Below are 20,433 nucleotides of genomic sequence, written 5' to 3' on the forward strand. Positions count from 1 at the left end.
GTGGCCGCGCGCCCACCGGCGTTCGTTCTCGGGTCAGATCAGCGGAGCAGCTTGGCCTTCAGCTTGCCGAGGGTGGCCTGATCCAGGCCGAGGCCGTCGGTCAGGTACTTGTCGACGGTGCCGTAGTCGGCCTTGAGCTTGTCCAGGCCGGCCTGGAGGTAGCTGGCCTCGACGCCGAGCAGCGGCTCGAACAGCAGGGCCACCTGCTCGCCCTGGGTGGAGGCGATGTAGGCGCGGGTCTTGGCGGCCCACTCCTTGTTGTACTCGTTGGTGAGCAGGTAGTCGCTCAGGATGGTCTCGTTGCTGGCGCCTGCGATGCTCTGCAGCAGCATCGAGGTCCAGCCGGTCCGGTCCTTGCCGGCGGTGCAGTGGTAGACCGCCGGGCCCTTGGTGTTCGCGAGACCGGTGAGCAGCTGCGCGAAGCCCGCCTTCTCGGCCGCGCCGGTGACGAAGGCCTGGTTCATCTCCTGCATCATCCGGCGAGCGTCGTCGGGGGACTTGATCTTCCCGACCATCTCGTTGATGTTGCCCGACAGGATCGGGATGCGGATGTACTCGGCGCCCGCCGGGACGATATCGGCCTTGTCGTGGACCTCCTGGTCGGAACGCAGGTCGTAGACGGCGGCCAGCTTGAGCCCGTCGAGGGTGGCGACGTCGGCGCCCTTCGGCACGATGGCGTCCGCGCGGTAGAAGACGCCCTTGTTCAGGTTCTTCCCGTGCGCGCCTGCGTAGCCGGCGCCGGTGCCCGCGACATCGCGGAAGTTCGGAATGCTGGCCATCCGCGGCGCGTCGGGGGCGGTCTTGCCCGCGCCGACGCTGCCCAGGCCGCCGGCGCCCGACTCGAGCAGCTGACCAAGGGCGGGCGGGATGGCCGGCTCGGCCTGCGCGATGCCGGTGGTGCCCACGCTCACGAGCAGCGCGGCGCTGGTGACGACGAGCGCGCCCGCGATCCTGGATACGTGTCGAGTCATGAAGAACCTTCCGATCGAATAATTGAGGTCTGTCGGGAGGCGAAGGTAGTCATGCGGGCGCGCGCTTGTCTCGATTGACGGCCGTTCCTCCCGCTGAGCGGTCACAATTCGTGTTGGGCCGGTCACAACCGGACCGATACGGGGCCGCGAGTGGTCGAACGGTAGGCTAAAGCGACTTGTGGCCGTATCCGTCAGCGAAGGCGTGGAGATTACATGGAACTGTTCCTGGACATCCTGCTGGTGATCACCAGCCTGCTGCTGATCCTGCTGGTGCTGCTGCACCGCGGCAAGGGCGGCGGCCTGTCCAGCCTGTTCGGTGGCGGCGTGCAGTCCAGCCTGTCCGGCTCCACCGTGGTCGAGAAGAATCTCGACCGACTCACCGTGTTCACGGCCGTGATCTGGCTGATCGCGATTCTCGGTATCGGTCTCCAGATCAAGTTCAGCTGACACCTGGCCGGATGGTGACGCCTCGGGTGAGCGGCCCGGTCCGGGGTCCGACACGCTGATCGGGAAGCCCTGATCCTGCCGTCGCGGGGCGAAGACCCCGATACTGGTTCCATGAACCCGTCGCCCGTGCACGAGGGTCCGAATCCAGACAGGCCGGCCGAGCCTCCGCGTGAGGCGACCGAGCCACTCCGCGAGGACATCCGGCTGCTCGGCGGGATCCTCGGGCAGATCATCCGTGAGCAGGCCGGTGACGAGGTCTTCGAGCTGGTCGAACGCGCCCGGGTCGAGTCGTTCCGGGTACGCCGATCCGAGATCGATCGTGCCGAGCTGGCCGCCCTGTTCGCGAACGTCGAGGTGGGCGTCGCGATCCCGGTCATCCGTGCGTTCAGTCATTTCGCGCTGCTGGCGAACCTCGCGGAGGATCTGCACCGCGAGCGTCGCCGGGCGATCCACGTTCGGGCGGGCGAGCCGCCCCAGGACAGCACGCTCGCGGCGACCTACCGGAAACTCGATGCGGCGCAACTCGATCCGTTGACGGTGGCGCGGGTGTTGGAGGGCGCGTCGGTGGTGCCCGTGATCACCGCGCATCCGACCGAGACGAGGCGCCGCACGGTCTTCGAGACCCAGCACCGGATCACCGACCTGATGCGATTCCGTGAGCGCACGGACCTGGACCCGGGCGAACTGGAGGACGTCGACCGCGATCTGCGCAGACAGATCCTCACCCTGTGGCAGACCGCCCTGATCCGGCTGTCGCGGTTGCGGATCCAGGACGAGATCGAGGTGGGCCTGCGGTACTACGACGCGGCGCTGTTCGAGGTGGTGCCGCGGATCAACGCCCAGCTGCGCGCCGAACTCCGGCGCCGCTGGCCGGAGGCCGGCCTGCTCGCCGAACCGATGCTCACGACCGGGTCCTGGATCGGCGGCGACCGCGATGGGAACCCCTTCGTGACGGCGGAGGTGGTGCATCGGGCCACCCACCGGGCCGCGGCCACCGCGCTCGAGCACCATCTCGGCGAGCTCGAGGCCCTCGAACGAGAGCTGTCCATGTCGGATCGGCTGGTCGACGCCTCGGCGGCCCTGCGGGCCCTGGCCGATGCGTCGGGCGACGATTCGCCGTTCCGGACGGACGAGTCGTATCGGCGCGCGCTGCGCGGGATCCGGGGGCGGCTGACGGCCACCGCGCTCTGCATTCTCGGCGAGGCCGAGGTGGCCTTGTCGCGATCCGCCCTGCACAGTCCCGGTCTGGATCCGTTCGATTCGCCGGCCGAGTTGCTCGCCGACCTCGACGTGATCGACGCGTCGCTGCGCGGACACGGCGACGAACTGCTGGCCGAGGACCGCCTGGCGACGATGCGTGAATCGGTGCAGGCGTTCGGGTTCCACCTGTCCGGGCTGGACATGCGGCAGAACTCGGAGATACACGAGCAGGTGATCGCGGAGCTGTTCGCCTGGGCGGGAGTGCATCCGGAATACTCGTCCCTGCGCGAGCAGGATCGCGTCGCATTGTTGACGGCCGAGCTGGGGACACGGCGGCCGCTGGTGGGGCCCGGTGCGACCTTCGGCGAGCAGACCACATCCGAGCTGGCGATCCTGGCCGCCGGAGCTCGGGCCGTGAAAAGCATTGGTGCAGGAGCGATCCCGAACTACATCATCAGCATGTGCACCTCCGTCAGCGACATGCTGGAGGCGGCGGTGCTGCTCAAGGAGGTGGGTCTGCTCGATCCGGGTGCGCAGGGATCCGGGCCATCGTGCCCGGTCGGGATCGTGCCACTGTTCGAGACCATCGAGGACCTGCAGGCCGGAGCGGCCACCCTGACCGCCGTGCTGGACGTGCCGGTGTACCGCGCACTGTTGGACGCGAGGGGCGGGCGGCAGGAAGTGATGCTCGGCTACTCGGACTCCAACAAGGACGGTGGCTACCTCGCCGCGAACTGGGCGCTGTACCGGGCGGAGCTGGATCTCGTGGCCGCGTCGCGGTCCGCGGGAATCCGGCTGCGGCTGTTCCACGGTCGAGGCGGTACCGTCGGGCGCGGCGGGGGACCGAGCTACGAGGCGATCCTGGCGCAGCCGCCGGGAGCGGTGGCCGGGTCACTGCGGATCACCGAGCAGGGCGAGGTGATCGCGGCGAAGTATGCCGAACCGCGCCTGGCACACCGCAATCTGGAGACACTGCTCGCCGCGACGCTCGAGTCCACGCTGCTGGATGTCGAGGGCCTCGGCACCGATGCGGGACCCGCCTATGCGGTACTCGACGAGCTGGCCGCGGCCGCCAGGACCGCCTACGCCGACCTGGTGCACGACACGCCGGGCTTCGTGGAGTACTTCACCACGTCGACGCCGGTAGCGGAGATCGGTGCGCTGAACATCGGCAGCCGCCCGGCATCGCGGAAGGCCACGAAGTCGATAGCGGACCTGCGCGCGATCCCGTGGGTGCTGTCCTGGAGCCAGTCCCGGGTGATGCTGCCGGGGTGGTACGGGACGGGCACGGCCTTCGAGGAGTGGGTCGGTGACGATCCGGCGCGCCTGGCGAGGCTGACGGAGCTGTACGAGCGGTGGCCGTTCTTCCGCACCGTGCTCTCGAACATGGCGATGGTGATGGCGAAGTCCGACATGGGGCTGGCCGCGCGGTACGCGGAGCTGGTGCCGGACGTGGAACTGCGGGAGCGGGTGTTCGGCAAGATCACCGCCGAGCACGCGCGGACGATCGCTCTGTACAGGGCGATCACCGGCAACGACGACCTGCTCGCGGACAACCCGGGGTTGCGGAGGTCGGTGCACAACCGGTTCCCGTACCTCGAGCCGCTGAACCACCTGCAGGTGGAGTTGCTGCGGCGGTACCGATCCGGCGACGACAGCGACCTGGTGCGCCGGGGCATCCAGCTGACGATGAACGGCTTGGCCACGGCGCTGCGCAACAGCGGGTAGTCACGCACCTGGCCCGCTGAACTGGGTAGCCGGCCTAACGGTGGAACCGATCGCGTCGACGCCACGTCAAACTCCCCAACAGCCGCAACAGGCCGAGGAGGGAGTCCCGCGATGACGGACTGCACAGGAGCGCAGGCAGCATGGCGTGGGGGAATCGACAAGCGATCGCGGCGGCGTCCCGCGATCCGGTCCGGCTGCCGGCCCACCGGCTCGCGCGAGGTGTGGGGTGTGCCCGAGATACATCCGGTCCGCCCTCCCGTCGTGGAGGACGAACCGGACGAGGGCTGAGCGTCAGCTCGCGGGCAGGTCCGCCGCCGCGGCCTCGTCGAGCATCCAGATCGTGGACTCGGAGCCGACGGCGCCCGCCGCCGGAATGTCCTCGGGGCTCGCGCCCCGCAGCGCCGCGCCCACGGCCTCGGCCTTGTCCGCCCCGGCGACCAGCAGCCACACGCGCTTCGCCCGCTGCACGCCGGGCAGCGTCAGGGTGACCCGCTCTGCGGGGGGCTTGGGGGAGTCGGTGACCCCGACGACGAACCGCTTGTCCTCGCGGACAGCGTCGGTGTCCGGGAACAGCGAATTGATGTGACCCTCACCGCCCATGCCGAGCAGGTGGACGTCGAACTCGGGGATCGAGTTCGACCCGGCGTGCGCGCTGAGCAGGTGGCTGTACGCGACGGCCGCGGCATCGGGGTCACCCGCGTACAGCCCGTCGCCGTACGGCATCGGGTGCAGGCGGGCCGGAGTCACCGGCACGTGATCGAGCAGCGCCTCGTGCGCCTGCACCTCGTTGCGGTCCGGATGACCCCGCGGCAGGAATCGCTCGTCGCCCCAGTAGAAGTCGACCTTGGTCCAGTCGACGTCGCCGGGATTCTCGCGGACCTTGCGCAGCAGGCCGATCCCGTTCCCGCCGCCCGTGAGCACCACCGCGGCCTCGCCGCGCTCGGCCTGTGCGGCGACGATGACGTCGACGAACTGTGCGGCGGCGGCCGTCACCAACTCGTCGGAGTCGGCGTAGGTCTGGACGCTCACGTTCTCACTCATAGGTCACCTTCGTCAGCCCGGCGAGCGCCGCATGGTAGATCTCGTCCGGGTCGAGGCGGCGCAGTTCCTCGGCCAGGCAGTCGCGGGTCTCTCGACGAGCAAGCGAGACAAGCGAATCCGGTGCGCCGGAACGGCTCAGCGTCGCGGTCTTGCCGGTCTGGGGCCTGCTGAGCGTCACCGAACTGTTCTCCCGCTGCAGCACGACCTTCAGCTTGCCGGCTTCCCGGTGAACGGGGCCGTCGATGCGGCTGGCCAGCCAGCCGGCGATCATGTCGACCGCGGGCTCCTCCGGGATACCGGACACCGTCGCGGAGACGATCCGCTCGTACGGCGGCTGGTCCAGCGCGGAGGTGAGCAACGCCCGCCAGTAGGTGATTCGGCTCCACGCCAGATCGGTGTCGCCGGGGGAGTAGGACTGCAGGCGCGACTTGATCGTCGACAGCGGGTCCGGTGCGCCGGTCGCATCCGTGATGCGACGAATCGCGAGACGCCCCACGGGATCCTGTGCGGGGAAGGGCGGACTCTTGTCGGGCCACCAGGCCACGACCGGGGTGTCGGGGAGCAGGAAGGGCACCACCACGCTGCTCTCGTGGTCGGCGAGCTCACCGTGGAGTCGCAGCACCACGACCTCCGACGCGCCCGCGTCGCCGCCGACCCGGATCTGCGCGTCGAGCCGCGTGGCTGCGGATCGGTCGCCGCGCGCGACCACGATCACCCGGCACGGATGCTCGCGACTGGCCTCGTTGGCCGCGTCGATGACGTCCTCGGCGTTCTCGCTGTCGCGAGTGCAGACGACGAGGGTCAGCACCCGCCCGAGGGTCACGGCGCCGCCGGTCTCCCGGACCTCGACGAGCTTCTTGTTGATCTGCTCCGTGGTCGTGGAGGGGATGTCGATGATCACTGGAGCGCCTCCAAAGTCGTCACGGCCTTCTCCATTCACGCCCGGTGCGGCGGAGCATCTCCTGCGCCGACGCCGGACCCCAGGTGCCCGCCTCGTACGGCTCGGGCTTGCCGGACTCGGCCCAGTGCTCGAGCACCGGGTCGAGGATCTTCCAGGACAGCTCCACCTCGGCGTCGACGGGGAACAGCGACGGCTCGCCGAGCAGCACGTCGAGAATCAGACGCTCGTAGGCCTCGGGGGACGACTCGGTGAACGCCTGGCCGTAGCTGAAGTCCATGTTCACGTCGCGGACCTCCATCGAGGACCCGGGCACCTTCGAACCGAACCGCATCGTGACGCCCTCGTCGGGCTGCACCCGGATCACCAGCGCGTTCTGGCCGAGTTCCTCGGTCATGGTCCGGTCGAACGGCAGGTGGGGTGCCCGCTTGAACACCACCGCGATCTCGGTGACCCTGCGGCCCAACCTCTTCCCGGTGCGGAGGTAGAACGGGACGCCGGCCCACCTGCGGGTGTCCACCTCGAGGGTGATCGCGGCGAAGGTCTCCGTGGTGGAGTTCTTCGAGAAACCCTCCTCGTCGAGCAGACCGACGACCTGTTGGCCGCCCTGCCACCCGCCCGCGTACTGGCCGCGCGCGGTGGTCTCGTCGAGCGGTTCCGCGAGCCGGGTCGCGGAGAGCACCTTGATCTTCTCCGACTGCAGCTCCGACGGCTCGAAGCTGACCGGTTCCTCCATCGCGGTGAAGGCCAGCAGCTGCAGCAGGTGGTTCTGGATCACGTCGCGGGCCGCGCCGATGCCGTCGTAGTAGCCGGCCCGGCCGCCGAGCCCGATGTCCTCGGCCATGGTGATCTGGACATGGTCGACGTAGTGCGCGTTCCAGATCGGGTCGAACAGCTGGTTCGCGAACCGCAGCGCCAGGATGTTCTGCACCGTCTCCTTGCCGAGGTAGTGATCGATGCGGAACACCGAGTCCTCGGGGAAGACCGTGTTGACGACGGCGTTGAGCTCCTTGGCGCTCTCCAGGTCGTGCCCGAACGGCTTCTCGATGACCACCCGGCGCCACTGGTCCTCCACCGGCTGCGCCAGCCCGGACTTCGAGAGCTGCTCGCACACGGTCGGGAACGCCGCAGGCGGAATAGCAAGGTAGAAGGCGTGATTGCCGCCGGTGCCGCGTTCCTCGTCGAGCGCGGTCAGGGTCTTGGTCAGCTCGACGAACGCCGCATCGTCGTCGAAGCTGCCCTGCACGAACCGGATTCCCTCGGCGAGCCGCTCCCACACCTCCTCGCGGAAGGGGGTGCGGGAGTGCTGCTTGACCGCGTCGTGGACGACCTGCCCGAAGTCCTCGGCCGCCCAGTCCCTGCGGGCGAAGCCGACCAGCGCGAACCCGGGTGGGAGCAGACCCCGGTTGGCCAGGTCGTACACCGCGGGCATCAGCTTCTTGCGCGCGAGGTCGCCGGTGACGCCGAAGATCACCAACGCGCACGGGCCCGCGATTCGCGGTAGTCGTTTGTCCCTCTCGTCCCGAAGCGGGTTGTCCCACCGCGGACCGGAGCCCGTGCCCGGCACCGGGTCAGCCCTTGTCGGACGCGGCCGCGAGTTCCCCGGAAATGGCGTCGAGCAGCTCATTCCAGGAGACCTCGAACTTGTCGACTCCTTCGGTTTCCAGCTTCTCGAACACCTCGGGAAGCGAGACGCCGGCCGCGGCCAGCGCGTCGAAGACCTGCTGCGAGGCCACGGCGGTCCCGGTGATGGTGTCGCCGGCGATGACGCCGTGATCGGCCACCGCCTCCATCGTCTTCTCCGGCATGGTGTTCACCGTGTTCGGTGCGACCAGCTCCGTGACGTAGAGCGTGTCGGAGTACTCGGGGTTCTTGACGCCGGTCGACGCCCACAGCGGACGCTGCACGCGGGCGCCCCCGGTCGCCAGGCCGGCGAAGGTGCTGCCACCCTCGAACACCTCCTGGTAGGCCGCATAGGCGAGCCGCGCGTTGGCCAGCCCGGCCTTGCCGCGCAGGGCCAGCGCCTCCTCGGTGCCGATGGCCTCGAGGCGGGCATCGATCTCCGAGTCCACCCGGGAGACGAAGAACGAGGCGACCGAGTGGATCTGGGACAGGTCGTGACCCGCGGCCTTCGCGGCGGTGAGGCCGGCCAGGTAGGCGTCCATCACGGCCCGGTGCCGCTCCACCGAGAAGATCAGCGTGACGTTGACGCTGATGCCCTCGGCGATCACCCGGGTGATCGCGGGCAGCCCCGCCAGCGTGGCCGGGATCTTGATCAGCAGGTTGGGCCGGTCCACGATCTTCCACAGCTCGATGGCCTGGGCCACCGTGGCATCGGTCTCGTGGGCCAGCCGCGGATCGACCTCGATGGAGACGCGGCCGTCCACGCCCGCGCTGGCCTCGAACTGCGGGGCCAGCACGTCGCAGGCGTCGCGGACGTCATCGGTGGTCAGCGAGCGGACCGTGTCATCCACGTTCGCGCCCCGGCCGGCGAGCTCCTTGAGCTGGATCGTGTACTCGTGACCCTTGGTGATGGCGCCCTGGAAGATCGTCGGGTTGGTGGTGACACCGACGACGCTCTTCTCCCGGACCAGTGCCGCGAGGTTGCCGGACTCGAGGCGGCCGCGGGACAGGTCGTCGAGCCACACCGAGACCCCGGCCCGCGACAGCGCGGCGAGGTTGGCGTTCTGTACTGATTCGCTCATCGAGGTCATCCCTTCACTCGGTCGAGGGTGCGGCGTGCCGCGGCGGTGACGGCCTCGGCCGTGAAACCGAACTCGCGGAACAGGGTCTTGTGATCGGCGGACGCACCGAAGTGCTCGATGGAGACGGACTCACCGGCGTCGCCGATGATCCGGTACCACGGCATCGCGATACCCGCCTCGACCGAGACGCGGGCGCGGACCGCGGGCGGCAGCACCGAGTCGCGGTACTCCTGGTCCTGCTCCTGGAACCAGTCCAGGCAGGGGACCGAGACGACCCGGGTGCCGATGCCCTCCGCCTCGAGCGCCGCACGGGCCTCGACGGCGAGGTACAGCTCGGAACCGCTGGCCAGCAGGATCACCTCGGGGGTGCCGGTGGACGCCTCGGCGAGGACGTACGCGCCGCGGGCCACGCCCTCGACCGATCCCGCCTTGGTGCCCTCGAGCACCGGGATGTCCTGGCGGGTCAGCGCGAGCGCGGACGGTCCGGTCTTGTTCTCCAGGGCGGTCTTCCACGCGTGCGCGGTCTCGTTGGCGTCGCCCGGACGGATCACCGCGAGGTTCGGGATCGCGCGCAGCGCGGCGAGGTGCTCGATCGGCTGATGCGTCGGGCCGTCCTCGCCGAGACCGATGGAATCGTGCGTCCACACGTAGATGGCGGGCGTCTTCATCAGCGCTGCGAGCCGGACCGCCGGACGCATGTAGTCGCTGAACACCATGAAGGTGCCGCCGTACGGGCGGGTCGGCCCGTGCAGCGCGATGCCGTTGAGGATCGAGCCCATCGCATGCTCGCGGATGCCGAAGTGCAGGGTGCGGCCGTATGGCTGCGCGGTCCAGTCCTTCGTCGAGATGGACGGCGGGCCGAACGAGTCCGAGCCGTCGATGGTGGTGTTGTTGCTGCCCGCCAGGTCGGCCGAACCGCCCCAGAGCTCGGGCAGGATCGGGCCGAGCGCGTTGAGCACCTTGGCCGAGGCCTTGCGGGTGGCGGCGCCCTTGGCGTCCGGCTCCCAGGTCGGCAGGATGTCCGTCCAGCCCTCGGGGAACTCGCCCGCCTGCAGGCGGTCGAAGAGCGCCTTGCGCTCGGGCTCGCGCCCGGCCCACGCCTCGAACTCGGCCTCCCAGGCCGCACGCGCGGCGGCACCGCGGACCGCGACCTCGCGGGCGTGTGCCAGCGCGGCGGGGTCGACCTCGAACGACTTCTCGGGATCGAACCCGAGTGCCTTCTTGACGCCCGCGACCTCGTCCGCGCCGAGCGCGGCGCCGTGCACGTCGCCGGTGTTCATCTTGGTCGGCGCGGGGTAGCCGATGATGGTGCGCAGGATGATGATCGACGGCTTGTCGGTCACGGACTGGGCCGCCGCGACGGCGTCGAGCATCGCGGAGACGTTCTCGCCGCCCTCCACGCGCTGCACATGCCAGCCGTATGCCTCGTAGCGCTTGGCGACGTCCTCGCCGAACGCGATCGCGGTGTCGTGCTCGATGGAGATCTCGTTGTCGTCGTAGAAGACGATCAGGTTGCCGAGCTGCTGCACGCCCGCGATCGAGGAGGCCTCGGAGGTGACACCCTCCTGCAGGTCACCGTCGGACGCGATCACGTAGACGTTGTGGTCGAACGGGCTCGCGCCCACGGCGGTGTCCGGGTCGAACAGCCCGCGCTCGCGGCGCGCGGCCATCGCCATGCCGACGGCCGAGGCCAGACCCTGGCCGAGGGGGCCGGTGGTCATCTCGACGCCGACGGTGTGGCCGTACTCGGGGTGGCCGGGGGTCAGCGAACCCCAGGTGCGCAGCGCCTCGATGTCGGACAGCTCGAGGCCGTAGCCCGACAAGTAGAGCTGCAGGTACAGGGTGAGGCTGCTGTGACCACAGGACAGCACGAACCGGTCGCGACCGACCCACTCGGCGTCCGCCGGGTCGTGCCGCATGATCCGCTGGAACAGCGTGTAGGCCAGCGGCGCGAGGCTCATCGCGGTGCCGGGGTGACCGTTCCCCACCTTCTGCACGGCGTCGGCGGCGAGGACACGGGCGGTGTCCACGGCCTTGGTGTCTAGCTCCGTCCAGTCGGTGGGGTGCACCGGCTGGGTGAGGACGCGGATCTCGTCTGTGATCGACACGAGCAGAAGTCTCCTGACATGGGGGGTATGGCGACGCGGTAACGCCAAGGGTAGTTCCGCGACAACAGTAGTGCTCGGGCGCATCCCGGTCGATCGGTCGACGGGCCGTGTCGAGACCGGGTGGTCTGTGCTGGAAGCGGTGTTAGTGCGACCTGCGGTTCGGATCTGTTCAGCCTGCCGTCTACCATCTTGTGTAGTAGTGCGAAGTCAGGCGCGCAGCGGTGCGCGACAGGATCAGGTGGTCACTCGCGTGTCGCAAGGAGAAATGGTGCGGATTGTGGAGCATGGCGGACACGGTCTCGCTGGTGGCTCCGGGCCCGCCCAGGTGAACAGGCCCGACACCCTCTGGGGTCGGGCGATCGGGAAGGTTCTCGCCTACCTCGCGCTGACCAAGCCGCGGGTGATCGAGCTGCTGCTCGTCGCGACCATCCCTGCGATGCTGCTCGCGGATCGCGGCAACGTCGACTTCCCGCTCATCCTGAGCACGCTGTTCGGCGGCTGGATGGGTGCGGCCAGCGCCAACACGCTCAACTGCGTGGTCGACGCGGACATCGACAAGGTGATGAAGCGGACCGCGCGCCGCCCGCTGGCCCGCCTGGCGGTCCCGACCTCGCACGCGCTCGTCTTCGGGCTCGTCCTCGGCGCCGGGTCCTTCGCGTGGCTGTGGTGGGCGACGAATCTGCTGGCGGCCGTGCTGATCGTGCTGACCATCGCGTTCTACGTGCTCGTGTACACGATGGTGCTCAAGCGCCGGACCTGGCAGAACGTGATCTGGGGCGGCGCCGCCGGCTGCATGCCGGTGATGGTCGGATGGGCCGCGGTCACCGGCTCGATCAGCTGGGAGCCGATCGTGCTGTTCCTGGTCATCTTCTTCTGGACGCCGCCGCACACCTGGGCGCTCGCCATGCGCTACAAGGAGGACTACAAGGCGGCGGGCGTGCCGATGCTCCCGGTCATCGCGACCGAGGAACGCGTCACCAAGCAGATCCTCGTCTACACCTGGCTGACCGTGCTGACCACGCTGGCCCTCGTGCCCGCGGCCGGCGTCGTCTACGCCGCCATCGCCCTGGTCGCAGGCGCCTGGTTCCTGCTGATGGCGCACCAGCTGTACGCGGGTGTGCGCCGCGGCGAGCCGGTGAGGCCGCTGCGCCTGTTCCTGCAGTCGAACAACTACCTCGCCGTGGTGTTCTGCGGGCTCGCGGTCGACTCGGTGCTGGGCATGAACACGATCGGCTCCTTCTTCAGCTGATCGCGGGGCGCTCGCATCGTCCCGGCACCCTTTCCCGAGTCTCGTCGAAACCACTGTCCCGTCGGGCCCGTGGTTCGACTTGTTCCGACGCCGGGGCAATAGGTGGATCCACGGCCACATGGGGACCGATTGAGTGCGGCGGCCCCGACGAGCAGGCCGTCCTGCCGAAGGTAGAACGCCCACAGGTCGTCGGCCCACGAGGACACCGCCGCGCGCCCCAGCCACGAGCTCGCTCGTGCTCGGGACGTAGGTGGCGGGCGTCCGTCGCGGCAGCGCGCCCGAGCGAGCGGAATCGCCCTGACCTGCAAACACGCTCTCTGACAGGGTTTCCTTACGGCGTATAGCCCTATCTCTGTACTTCGTATGGAGATAACGAGGTCCCTACGCTGCAGCAACGGTTGATGGGGCTCGCGGGTGCGACGCGGCGTCAATCTTTGAGAGGGTTCATTGACAATGGTCTTCCCATGCCCGAATGTTGGCGTCGTCGATGTAACGCAGATAACTCTCGGGAGGAAATGTGACGCACGCGGTACCGCCGGATGACATGAAGATGCAGCGAACGAGCCGGGACATGAGCGTCGTGCCGGCCGCCTTGGCCGGATGGCTCGCGACAAAGCTCCCCGCGGGGGCGGAGCCCACCGTCACCCTGCACTCGGGGATCGACGCCAACGGGATGTCCTCCGAGACCCTCGTCTTCGACGCGTCCTGGCGGGAGGACGGCGAGGAGCGCACCGCCGAGTATGTGGCCCGAGTCGTTCCGTCGGCCGAGGACTTCCCGGTCCTCGAGCGCTACGCGCTGCAGGATCAGTACGACACGATGCGGATCATCGGCGAGCTGAGCGACGTCCCCGTACCGCGGGTGGGTTTCATGGAGCCGTCGGGTGACGTGCTGGGGACGCCGTTCTTCCTGATGGATCGTCTCGCCGGCGTCGTCCCGCCCGACGTGATGCCGTACAATTTCGGCGGCAACTGGCTCTTCGATGCGTCGCCAGAGGATCAGCGGCGCCTGCAGGACAGCACGGTGAAGGCTCTCGCGGGCCTGCATGCGATCCCGGCGGCGGACGAGACCTTCGCCTTCCTCGACCCGAAGCACCCCGGCGCCACCGCGTTGCAGCGCAACCTCGCCCGCACGCGTGCCTGGTACGAGTTCGCGGTCCGTGACCTCGAGCGCTCGCCGCTGATCGAGCGCGGTCTGAGCTGGCTCGAGTCCAACCTGCCCGACACCACCGAGGCGGTGCTGACCTGGGGTGACGCTCGCCTCGGCAACGTGATGTACGTCGACTTCGAGCCGGTCGGGGTCCTGGACTGGGAGATGGCGAGCATCGGCCCGCGCGAGCTCGACCTGTCCTGGCTGATCTTCGCGCATCGGGTCTTCGAGTCGATGACCACCCGCTTCGGCATGCCCGGCATGCCGGACTTCATGCGCGAGGAGGACATCGTGGCCCGGTACACCGAGCTCACCGGCGCCCCGGTCGGCGACCTGCTCTGGTATCACGTCCACAGCGCGGTCAGCTGGGGCATCCTGTTCCTGCGCACCGGGGCGCGAGCCATCCACTTCGGGGAGGCCGAACGTCCCGACGACATCGAGTCGTTGCTGCACCACAGGCCGCTGCTCGAGAGCCTCCTCGACAGTCTGGACGTGGTGGCCCCGTGAGCGAGCAGTTGAACGAGCTCGGCTACTACGCCGTGACCCGGCACCCTGCAGACGCCCGGGTGCTGCTGCCCGAGGCCCGCGCGGCGGAGGAGCTCGGTCTGGGCTCCTGCCACGTCGGGGAGCGCTTCACCGTGAAGGACGCCGCGGTGCTGTCCGGCGCGCTGGCCGGCGCCACGACCAGCCTCGGCATCGCCCCGTCGACCAACCACCACACCCGGCACCCCACCGTCACCGCGACCGTGGGATCGACGATGCACGCGCTGACCGAAGGGCGTTTCTCCATGGCGTTCGGCCGGGGGATGGCCGCGTACTGGCAGGCCGTCGGCCTTCCGGTGGTGACCGAGGCCCGGCTGCGCGACTTCATCGGCATCCTGCGTCGGCTGTGGGACGGCGAGACGATCCTGAATCACGACGGGCCGGCGGGGAAGTGGCCGGTGCTGCGCCACGTGAACGGGTTGGAGGACGCGCCGCCGATCGGGATGGTCGCGGTCGGCCCCAAGACGATGGAACTCGCCGGCGAGATCTGCGACTACGTCATCTTGCACACCTTCTTCTCGGACGAGGCGACGATCGCGTCGGTCGAGGCCGTGCGTCGCGGTGCCGAACGGGCGGGCAAGGACCCCGACAGTGTCCGCATCTGGGCCTGTCTGGCGACGGTCAGTGACACCCTGGCGGAGGAGGACCGCCTGCGCCGCCGGGCCGGGCGGCTCGTGACCTACCTGCAGGCCTACGCCGACGTCCTGATCCGCGCCAACGGCTGGGACCCCGCCGTGTGGGAGCGGATACGCCAGACCGAGCTGTTCACGAACGCGGCCGCCGCGGGTCCCATCGACGCCAGTGCATCGGTCGAGACACTGGAGCAGCTCGACGCCATGATGCCGGACGAATGGCTGGCTTCGGCGGCCTCGGGATCGCCCGAGGATTGTGCGAAGACCATCGCCCGGCAGTTCGACCTGGGCGTGCACTCGGTCATCATGCACGGGGCGAGCCCGCAGGAGCTCGCGCCCGTCGTGGCGGCATACCGCGCCGATCGACCGACGCTGCGCAGGGCCGTCGCGGCGAATGCGGGACGGTTCGCCTGACCGGGTCCGGTAGGTTGTGCACGTCATGACGAGCGAGTCCCCACAGGCAGCCCGGGCGCTGGAGCAGTGGCGGGTGGCGGTTCCGTCCCAGGTCACCCTGTCGGCCGCCGGAACACGGCTGAACAAGCGCGGCCTCGAGACCCGGGCGCGGCTGCTCGATGTGGCCATTGCCTGCCTGGCTGACAGCGGCAGCGAGCCGGTCTCCGCGAACCGCATCGCCAAGGAGGCCGGCGTCACCTGGGGCACGGTCCAGCACCAGTTCGGTGACCTGGACGGCCTGTGGGTCGCCGTCGTCACCGAGATCCATGCCCGCAGCTGGGTCGATCTCCCGGGTCCGTGGCCCGCACGGAGCGGCTCGCTGCGGGAGCGGGTCGAGGGAGTCATCGACTCGGTGTGGACCTACCTCGACACCACCGAGGGACGGGCGCTCACCGCGCTGCGCACCTGGCTGCCCCCGCGACCGTCGGACATAGCCGCCGAGTACCCGCGGACCGCAGCAGCCTTCGCCGCCCGCGAGCACGACTGGATTCAGGGCTTCGACTACTTGATGGAGGGCCTCGACCTCGACCCGACCAAGCTGTACCAGGTGCGCTGCCTGCTCCCGGCGGCCGTGCGAGGCCTGAGCAACGAGCGCCAGCTCGGCTTCACGTCAGAACTCGATGTCGCCCGCCGGACGCTGGCCGAGGCCCTCGTGGCCTTCCTGACCTGACCTCAGGGGACCAGCACGATCGAGCCGGTGGTGCGGCGGCCCTGCAGATCGCGGTGCGCCTGCTCGGCCTGATCGAGCGGGTACCGCGCGCCGACTCGGATCTTCACGGAGCCGTCCCGGATCGCCTCGAACACCTCGCCCGAGCGCCACAGCAGTTCGTCGCGGTCGCGGGTGTAGTGCGCGAGGGTCGGACGGGTCAGGAACAGCGAGCCGGCCGGGTTGAGCCGCTGCGGATCGAACGGCGGCACCGGTCCACTGGCCGCCCCGAACAGCGCGAGCGTGCCCCGGATCCGGACCGACGCGAGGCTGGCCTCGAAGGTGTCCGCCCCGACGCCGTCGAACGCCGCGGCCACGCCCTCGCCGTCGGTGAGCGCCCGCACCCGCTGGGCGAGGTCGTCCGTGTAGCGCAGCACCTCTGCGGCGCCCGCCTCCCGGGACAGCAGTTCCTTCTCGTCCGAGGAGACGGTGGTGATCACGCGCGCGCCCCGCGCGACCGCGAGCTGCGTCAGCACCAGGCCGACCCCGCCCGCGCCGGCGTGCACCAGCACGGTGTCGCCGGGTTCGACGTAGTAGACCGAGTTCATCAGGTAGTGCGCCGTCATGCCCTGCAGCAGAACCGAGGCGGCGACGGGTGCTTCGACGCCGTCGGGCACCGGCACCGCGACCGCGGCGGGCACCACGACCTTCTCCGCGTAGCTGCCGGGTGCGGAGGACCACGCCACCCTGTCACCGACCCGGACCCCGGACACGGCCGAGCCGACCGACTCGACGACCCCGCTGCCCTCGAGGCCGGGGACGTACGGCAGGTCGACGGCATAGGCGCCGGTCCGGTAGTAGGTGTCGATGTAGTTCACGCCGATCGCGTCCGTGCGGACCAGCAGGTCCGCATCGCCCGGCGCCGGGTCGGGGGTCTCGGACATTCGGAGTACCTCTGGGCCGCCGAACTCGGTCACGGTGATTGCGCGCATGACCCTATTTCTACTCTCCAGTATTCTGACGCCATGACTGTGGACACCCAGGACTCCGGCGCGAGCGCTCCGGCCGTATCGCTGCCCCCGCGGACCGTCGCCGCGGTGAAGAAGTTCGTCGCCGAGCACGGCGGTTCGGCCTCGGCGGTGATCCAGCCGGTCGGTCTCGACAGCGTGCGGATCACCCTCGTCGGCGCCGACGGCGTCCTCGGTGATCAGGTGGTCGACGACCTCGCCACCGCGAACGCAGTCGTGGCCGCCGTCGACAACGTGACCGTCTCCGAGTGGGAGCGGGCCATCACCAGCATCGTCACCCCGCGCGTCGGGCACTGGCGGAAGATGGCCGGCTGGGTGGCAAACCAGACCCGATTCCCGAAGGCACGCAACGGTCTCGGCTGAGCGCAGCACGCACTTCTTTCGGGTGGCCTGATCGGCCGGTCAGCGTTGCGATCGGCCGATCAGCAGATGGCCGTCGATCGGCTTGCGCCGCACCACCCGCTGTTCGACGGTCAGCCCCGCCTTTTCCAGTGCGGCGGTGACCTCCTCGACCGGGCGTAGCCGGAAACCGAATTGCGTGAACGGCATTTCCGCCATAGCGCCCGGATCCCCGATAGCCACGACGATCCGTCCGCCCGGGCGAAGCACCCGCGCGAACTCCGCGCATGCCTGATCCAGCTCCGGCACAAAGTAGATGGTGTTGGCGGTGATGGCGACATCCACGCTCGCATCGGCAAGCGGCAAGGCCGTCATCGACCCTTCCAGTATCCGCAACCGCCCGGCGCCGATCTCGCCGGTGTGGCGAGATTTGGCGCGCGCCAACATATCCGGAGAGATCTCGATCCCGATCACGGTGCCGCCGGCACCGACCCGGTCCAGCAGCAGCGACAGCCCGACACCCCCGCCGAACCCGATGTCAGCCGCCGTCTCCGCCGGCGCAACAGCACTCCCGGCCACCGCCTCGCCGATCAGAAATCGATTGCCGCGATTGAGCAGAATCGCAATCCCCTTGCCCAGAAACCCATGCGGATTCCCGAGCTGACCGGCGACCGTGGACATCACACGTGTGGCAAGTGGATTCACGCGACGAATGCTACCGACGATCCCGCCCCGGCTTGCGCCCCACGCCGACTCGCTCGGTGGTGGGGTCAGCGGGTGGTGATCGGCTCCGGTGCGACGCCGGCGGGCTCGCGGATCCGGCCCGCGGCATAGAGCGCTGCGGTCGCGGCCGTGCAGGCGCCGGCCAGCGCCACGTGGACGGTGACCAGCGCGGCGGGGACATGGGTCCAGAACTGGACCAGGCCGACGCAGGCCTGGGCCACGACGAGCGCGACGACCACCTTCAGGCGCAGGATCACCGCGGCCCTGGCCCCGACCGCGTACAACCCGAAGCCCAGGCCCACCAGCAGCGCCAGGTAGGCGATCAGCAGTTCGGCGTGCAGGTGCACCAGATTGGTGATGTCGAGGCCGAGCCTCTCCACCGTGCGCTCGGGGTTCTTGTCGCCCGCGTGCGGGCCCGCGCCGGTCACCATCGTGCCCGCGACGAGCGTCCCCGCCAGCGCGACGCCGGACAGTGCGGTCAGCCAGCGGAGCTGCCGGGGGAGTGTGATCACCTCGACGCCGTCGTCCGGCTGGTCGATCTTGTGGAACAGGATCACCGCCAGCCAGACCATCGCCATGGACACCAGCAGGTGTATCGCGACGGTCCACCACAGCAGGCCGGTCAGCACGGTGATGCCGCCGATCACGGCCTGCGCGACGGTCGAGAGCGGCATCAGCCAGGCGTAGAAGAGCACCTCGCGACGGCGGGCGGCACGGGTCACCGCGAGCACGACGGCCGCGGCCGTGGCCACGACCAGGAACGTGAGCAGACGGTTACCGAACTCGATGGCCTGGTGGAACCACGGCGCGGTGGCCGTCCCGGTGGGCACGAAGCTGCCGGGATGGCACTGCGGCCAGGTGGTGCAGCCCAGGCCCGACGCGGTCACCCGGACGACGGCGCCGGTCACGGCGATGCCCCCCTGGGTGAGGATCACCGCGATGGCGATCCATTTCTGCACCGCCAGAGAGGGGAGCGGCAGACGGTTGACGAGGCTCACGAACCCGCGATACAGCACGATTCCGATGGTAGAGCCCCGTCAACTACAGCCTGTCGTTGGGTGTGGCCGTCAGCTGCCTGAGCTGCCGGAGCTGCCGAGGTCGAGGCTGCCGCCACCGAGGCTGCCGGAGCCGGCGCCCTGGCCGACCCGCTGGATGCCGGTGATCGTGCCCTGCCAGTAGTCGCCCTCGGCGCTGATCAGCGCCGACATCTGCAGGGTGTCGTTGGCGGTGGTGCCGGGCATCGAGGTGCGGCCGCGGACCTCGCCGGTGGCCGGATCGATGGCGGCGAAGGTGTACCCGTCCAGTGGGCCACCGGTGCCCTCGCGCAGCACCGTGTACAGGTTGCCGTCGGCGGTGGACAGGTGCGGCACCGCGGAGCTGCGCACGTTCGTGTCCCAGACCTGGTGGCAGCCGGCGCCGTCGAGGTCGACGCGAGTCATGCCGCCCGCGAAGGGCGCGGAGGCGGGCACCGCGGGCCCGGCACCCTCGGGCACCTTCGGGTAGGGGTAGCCGTACGTGCCGGCCACGAACACCGAGTTGCCGACCCCGATGGGCGAGTTCTCGCTGCCGGGACCGCCGGACCCGAGCACGGGGATCTTGCACACCTCCGCGCCGTTGTCGGTGCGGTGCACCAGCAGGTTCACCCGGGTGTCTGCGTTGTCCACCATCGCGACGTATTCGTAGCCGCTGGCGGGGCCGAAGTAGGTGGGTGTCGACCCGGTTCCCCAGCTCAGCTGCCCGGGCTTGCGGGCCGAGCCGCGGTCGTAGGCGCGGCGCCAATCGATCTCCGGGGTGCCGTCCCCGCCGCGGCTGAGCTGGTACAGGGCGTGCGTAGTCGCCACCGAGACGCCGTCGGGGGAGCTGGAGATGCTGTTCTGCACCTGCTCGCCCTGCGGCACCCGCACGGTGCGGGCCACGCCGGAGGAGTCCACCGACCCGATCACACCGCCGCCGGTGGCGAACCAGACGTTGCCCTGCCAGTCGGGCACCAGGCCGGTGACGGCGTCGCCGTCGGGGACCGCGCCGGACAGGTCGACCGTCTCATCGACGAACAGGCTGTCTGCGGTGTGGCCGATCCGCTGCAGCTTGCGGTTCCCGTCCACGGCAACGAGCCGGTTCTCGTTGTCGAGGTACGCGTACACGCCGCCGAGCAGGCTGCCCTTGGCCAGCTCCAGCTTCGCCTTGGAGCCGCCGGACGCCGGGTCGATGAGGTGCACGGTGGGTGTCTGGCCGAGGACCGCGGTGCACAGCGCCACCACCATGCGGTCGGATCCCTGCAGCAGCGTCGGGCAGGCGGCCAACAGCGAATAGGACTGCACGCCGAGCTTTCCTGCGCCGGGCCCGGCGAGCGGGGTCGCGTCGGACGACCCGGCATCGCCGTGCATCGTGGAGGTCCCGACCGGTCCGAGGAACGGGTTCGGCGGGGCGAGCGGTCCCCAGGCGGGCTGGGCGGAGGCGAGCCCGCCCCCGAGGGTGAGCGCGGCGGCGGCGGTCAGCGAGGCGGCAAGGCGCAGCGGAGTTTTCGGCACGCCCTGCATGATGCCGTGCCTCATGGTATTCGGAATACGTTTCGGCG

The 20,433-nt window shown here is 69.7% G+C and carries 17 protein-coding genes; 7 read left to right on the forward strand and 10 right to left on the reverse strand.

Annotated elements, in window-relative coordinates; all coding sequences use genetic code 11:
- Positions 1-38: 38 nt before the first annotated feature.
- On the reverse strand, positions 39-971 hold the full coding sequence (locus ACFQS9_RS20715) for a tyrosine-protein phosphatase (protein ID WP_378408091.1): 933 nt from the start codon (positions 969-971) through the stop codon (positions 39-41).
- 213 nt (positions 972-1,184) lie between these two features.
- On the opposite strand from ACFQS9_RS20715, the gene secG reads away from it, so the two are divergent.
- The gene (secG, locus tag ACFQS9_RS20720) at positions 1,185-1,418 is read left to right on the forward strand and encodes a preprotein translocase subunit SecG (RefSeq protein ID WP_378408093.1); all 234 of its coding nucleotides are present in this window, start codon (positions 1,185-1,187) and stop codon (positions 1,416-1,418) included.
- Positions 1,419-1,529: 111 nt separating this feature from the next.
- Positions 1,530-4,346, forward strand: coding sequence for a phosphoenolpyruvate carboxylase (ppc, locus tag ACFQS9_RS20725; protein ID WP_378408095.1), 2,817 nt, complete (start codon positions 1,530-1,532; stop codon positions 4,344-4,346).
- A 291-nt stretch (positions 4,347-4,637) separates the two neighbouring features.
- Here ppc and pgl read toward each other — a convergent pair whose 3' ends face one another.
- From pgl to tkt, 5 genes are read right to left on the reverse strand one after another with little or no spacing between them, the layout of a single operon-like run.
- Positions 4,638-5,387 carry a 6-phosphogluconolactonase gene (pgl, locus tag ACFQS9_RS20730; RefSeq protein WP_378408097.1) on the reverse strand — a complete coding sequence of 250 codons (750 nt, stop codon included), beginning with the start codon at positions 5,385-5,387 and terminating at the stop codon, positions 4,638-4,640.
- Complete coding sequence (gene opcA / locus ACFQS9_RS20735; RefSeq protein ID WP_378408099.1) at positions 5,380-6,288, reverse strand: glucose-6-phosphate dehydrogenase assembly protein OpcA; 909 nt, start codon at positions 6,286-6,288, stop codon at positions 5,380-5,382. The genes pgl and opcA overlap by 8 nt, the downstream gene beginning before the upstream one ends.
- Positions 6,289-6,307: 19 nt before the next feature.
- Positions 6,308-7,912 carry a glucose-6-phosphate dehydrogenase gene (gene zwf / locus ACFQS9_RS20740; protein ID WP_378408101.1) on the reverse strand — a complete coding sequence of 535 codons (1,605 nt, stop codon included), beginning with the start codon at positions 7,910-7,912 and terminating at the stop codon, positions 6,308-6,310.
- A complete protein-coding gene (gene tal / locus ACFQS9_RS20745; RefSeq protein WP_378408103.1) occupies positions 7,857-8,990 on the reverse strand; it encodes a transaldolase in 1,134 nt (377 codons plus the stop codon). The genes zwf and tal overlap by 56 nt, the downstream gene beginning before the upstream one ends.
- Before the next feature lie 5 nt (positions 8,991-8,995).
- Positions 8,996-11,098: a transketolase gene (gene tkt, locus ACFQS9_RS20750; RefSeq protein ID WP_378408105.1), complete on the reverse strand. Its 2,103-nt coding sequence runs from the start codon at positions 11,096-11,098 to the stop codon at positions 8,996-8,998.
- 265 nt (positions 11,099-11,363) lie between these two features.
- Between tkt and ACFQS9_RS20755 the strand changes: the two genes are divergently transcribed.
- From ACFQS9_RS20755 to ACFQS9_RS20770, 4 genes are all read left to right on the forward strand, one after another.
- On the forward strand, positions 11,364-12,347 hold the full coding sequence (locus tag ACFQS9_RS20755; protein WP_378408107.1) for a heme o synthase: 984 nt from the start codon (positions 11,364-11,366) through the stop codon (positions 12,345-12,347).
- 571 nt (positions 12,348-12,918) lie between these two features.
- Positions 12,919-14,001: a phosphotransferase family protein gene (locus ACFQS9_RS20760; protein WP_378408109.1), complete on the forward strand. Its 1,083-nt coding sequence runs from the start codon at positions 12,919-12,921 to the stop codon at positions 13,999-14,001.
- Positions 13,998-15,083 (forward strand): TIGR03857 family LLM class F420-dependent oxidoreductase, encoded by a 1,086-nt coding sequence (locus tag ACFQS9_RS20765; RefSeq protein WP_378408110.1) that lies wholly within the window; start codon positions 13,998-14,000, stop codon positions 15,081-15,083. Before ACFQS9_RS20760 ends, ACFQS9_RS20765 begins: the two co-directional genes overlap by 4 nt.
- Before the next feature lie 25 nt (positions 15,084-15,108).
- Positions 15,109-15,792: a TetR/AcrR family transcriptional regulator gene (locus tag ACFQS9_RS20770; RefSeq protein WP_378408112.1), complete on the forward strand. Its 684-nt coding sequence runs from the start codon at positions 15,109-15,111 to the stop codon at positions 15,790-15,792.
- Between the two features lie 2 nt (positions 15,793-15,794).
- On the opposite strand, the gene ACFQS9_RS20775 is transcribed toward ACFQS9_RS20770, so the two are convergent.
- Positions 15,795-16,760, reverse strand: coding sequence for a quinone oxidoreductase family protein (locus ACFQS9_RS20775; RefSeq protein ID WP_378408114.1), 966 nt, complete (start codon positions 16,758-16,760; stop codon positions 15,795-15,797).
- Between the two features lie 33 nt (positions 16,761-16,793).
- Between ACFQS9_RS20775 and ACFQS9_RS20780 the strand changes: the two genes are divergently transcribed.
- Positions 16,794-17,159 (forward strand): hypothetical protein, encoded by a 366-nt coding sequence (locus ACFQS9_RS20780; protein ID WP_378408116.1) that lies wholly within the window; start codon positions 16,794-16,796, stop codon positions 17,157-17,159.
- Between the two features lie 39 nt (positions 17,160-17,198).
- On the opposite strand, the gene ACFQS9_RS20785 is transcribed toward ACFQS9_RS20780, so the two are convergent.
- The 3 genes from ACFQS9_RS20785 to ACFQS9_RS20795 all read right to left on the reverse strand — a co-directional run bounded on the left by ACFQS9_RS20785 (position 17,199) and on the right by ACFQS9_RS20795 (position 20,395).
- A complete protein-coding gene (locus ACFQS9_RS20785; RefSeq protein WP_378408118.1) occupies positions 17,199-17,840 on the reverse strand; it encodes a class I SAM-dependent methyltransferase in 642 nt (213 codons plus the stop codon).
- A 65-nt stretch (positions 17,841-17,905) separates the two neighbouring features.
- On the reverse strand, positions 17,906-18,874 hold the full coding sequence (locus tag ACFQS9_RS20790; protein WP_378408120.1) for a COX15/CtaA family protein: 969 nt from the start codon (positions 18,872-18,874) through the stop codon (positions 17,906-17,908).
- A 51-nt stretch (positions 18,875-18,925) separates the two neighbouring features.
- Positions 18,926-20,395: a hypothetical protein gene (locus ACFQS9_RS20795; RefSeq protein ID WP_378408327.1), complete on the reverse strand. Its 1,470-nt coding sequence runs from the start codon at positions 20,393-20,395 to the stop codon at positions 18,926-18,928.
- Positions 20,396-20,433: the final 38 nt, after the last annotated feature.

It is taken from the genome of Rhodococcus daqingensis, assembly GCF_042665615.1.
Lineage (GTDB): Bacteria > Actinomycetota > Actinomycetes > Mycobacteriales > Mycobacteriaceae > Rhodococcus_G > Rhodococcus_G daqingensis.

Coding starts and splice junctions, on each gene's coding strand:
- ppc (WP_378408095.1), top strand. CDS start 1,530: ATGAACCCGTCGCCCGTGCACGAGGGTCCGAATCCAGACAGGCCGGCC.
- ACFQS9_RS20795 (WP_378408327.1), bottom strand. CDS start 20,395: ATGCAGGGCGTGCCGAAAACTCCGCTGCGCCTTGCCGCCTCGCTGACC.
- ACFQS9_RS20760 (WP_378408109.1), top strand. CDS start 12,919: ATGAGCGTCGTGCCGGCCGCCTTGGCCGGATGGCTCGCGACAAAGCTC.
- ACFQS9_RS20780 (WP_378408116.1), top strand. CDS start 16,794: ATGACTGTGGACACCCAGGACTCCGGCGCGAGCGCTCCGGCCGTATCG.
- secG (WP_378408093.1), top strand. CDS start 1,185: ATGGAACTGTTCCTGGACATCCTGCTGGTGATCACCAGCCTGCTGCTG.
- zwf (WP_378408101.1), bottom strand. CDS start 7,912: ATGAGCTGCTCGACGCCATTTCCGGGGAACTCGCGGCCGCGTCCGACA.
- ACFQS9_RS20775 (WP_378408114.1), bottom strand. CDS start 16,760: ATGCGCGCAATCACCGTGACCGAGTTCGGCGGCCCAGAGGTACTCCGA.
- tal (WP_378408103.1), bottom strand. CDS start 8,990: ATGAGCGAATCAGTACAGAACGCCAACCTCGCCGCGCTGTCGCGGGCC.
- ACFQS9_RS20755 (WP_378408107.1), top strand. CDS start 11,364: ATGGTGCGGATTGTGGAGCATGGCGGACACGGTCTCGCTGGTGGCTCC.
- pgl (WP_378408097.1), bottom strand. CDS start 5,387: ATGAGTGAGAACGTGAGCGTCCAGACCTACGCCGACTCCGACGAGTTG.
- ACFQS9_RS20715 (WP_378408091.1), bottom strand. CDS start 971: ATGACTCGACACGTATCCAGGATCGCGGGCGCGCTCGTCGTCACCAGC.
- ACFQS9_RS20770 (WP_378408112.1), top strand. CDS start 15,109: ATGACGAGCGAGTCCCCACAGGCAGCCCGGGCGCTGGAGCAGTGGCGG.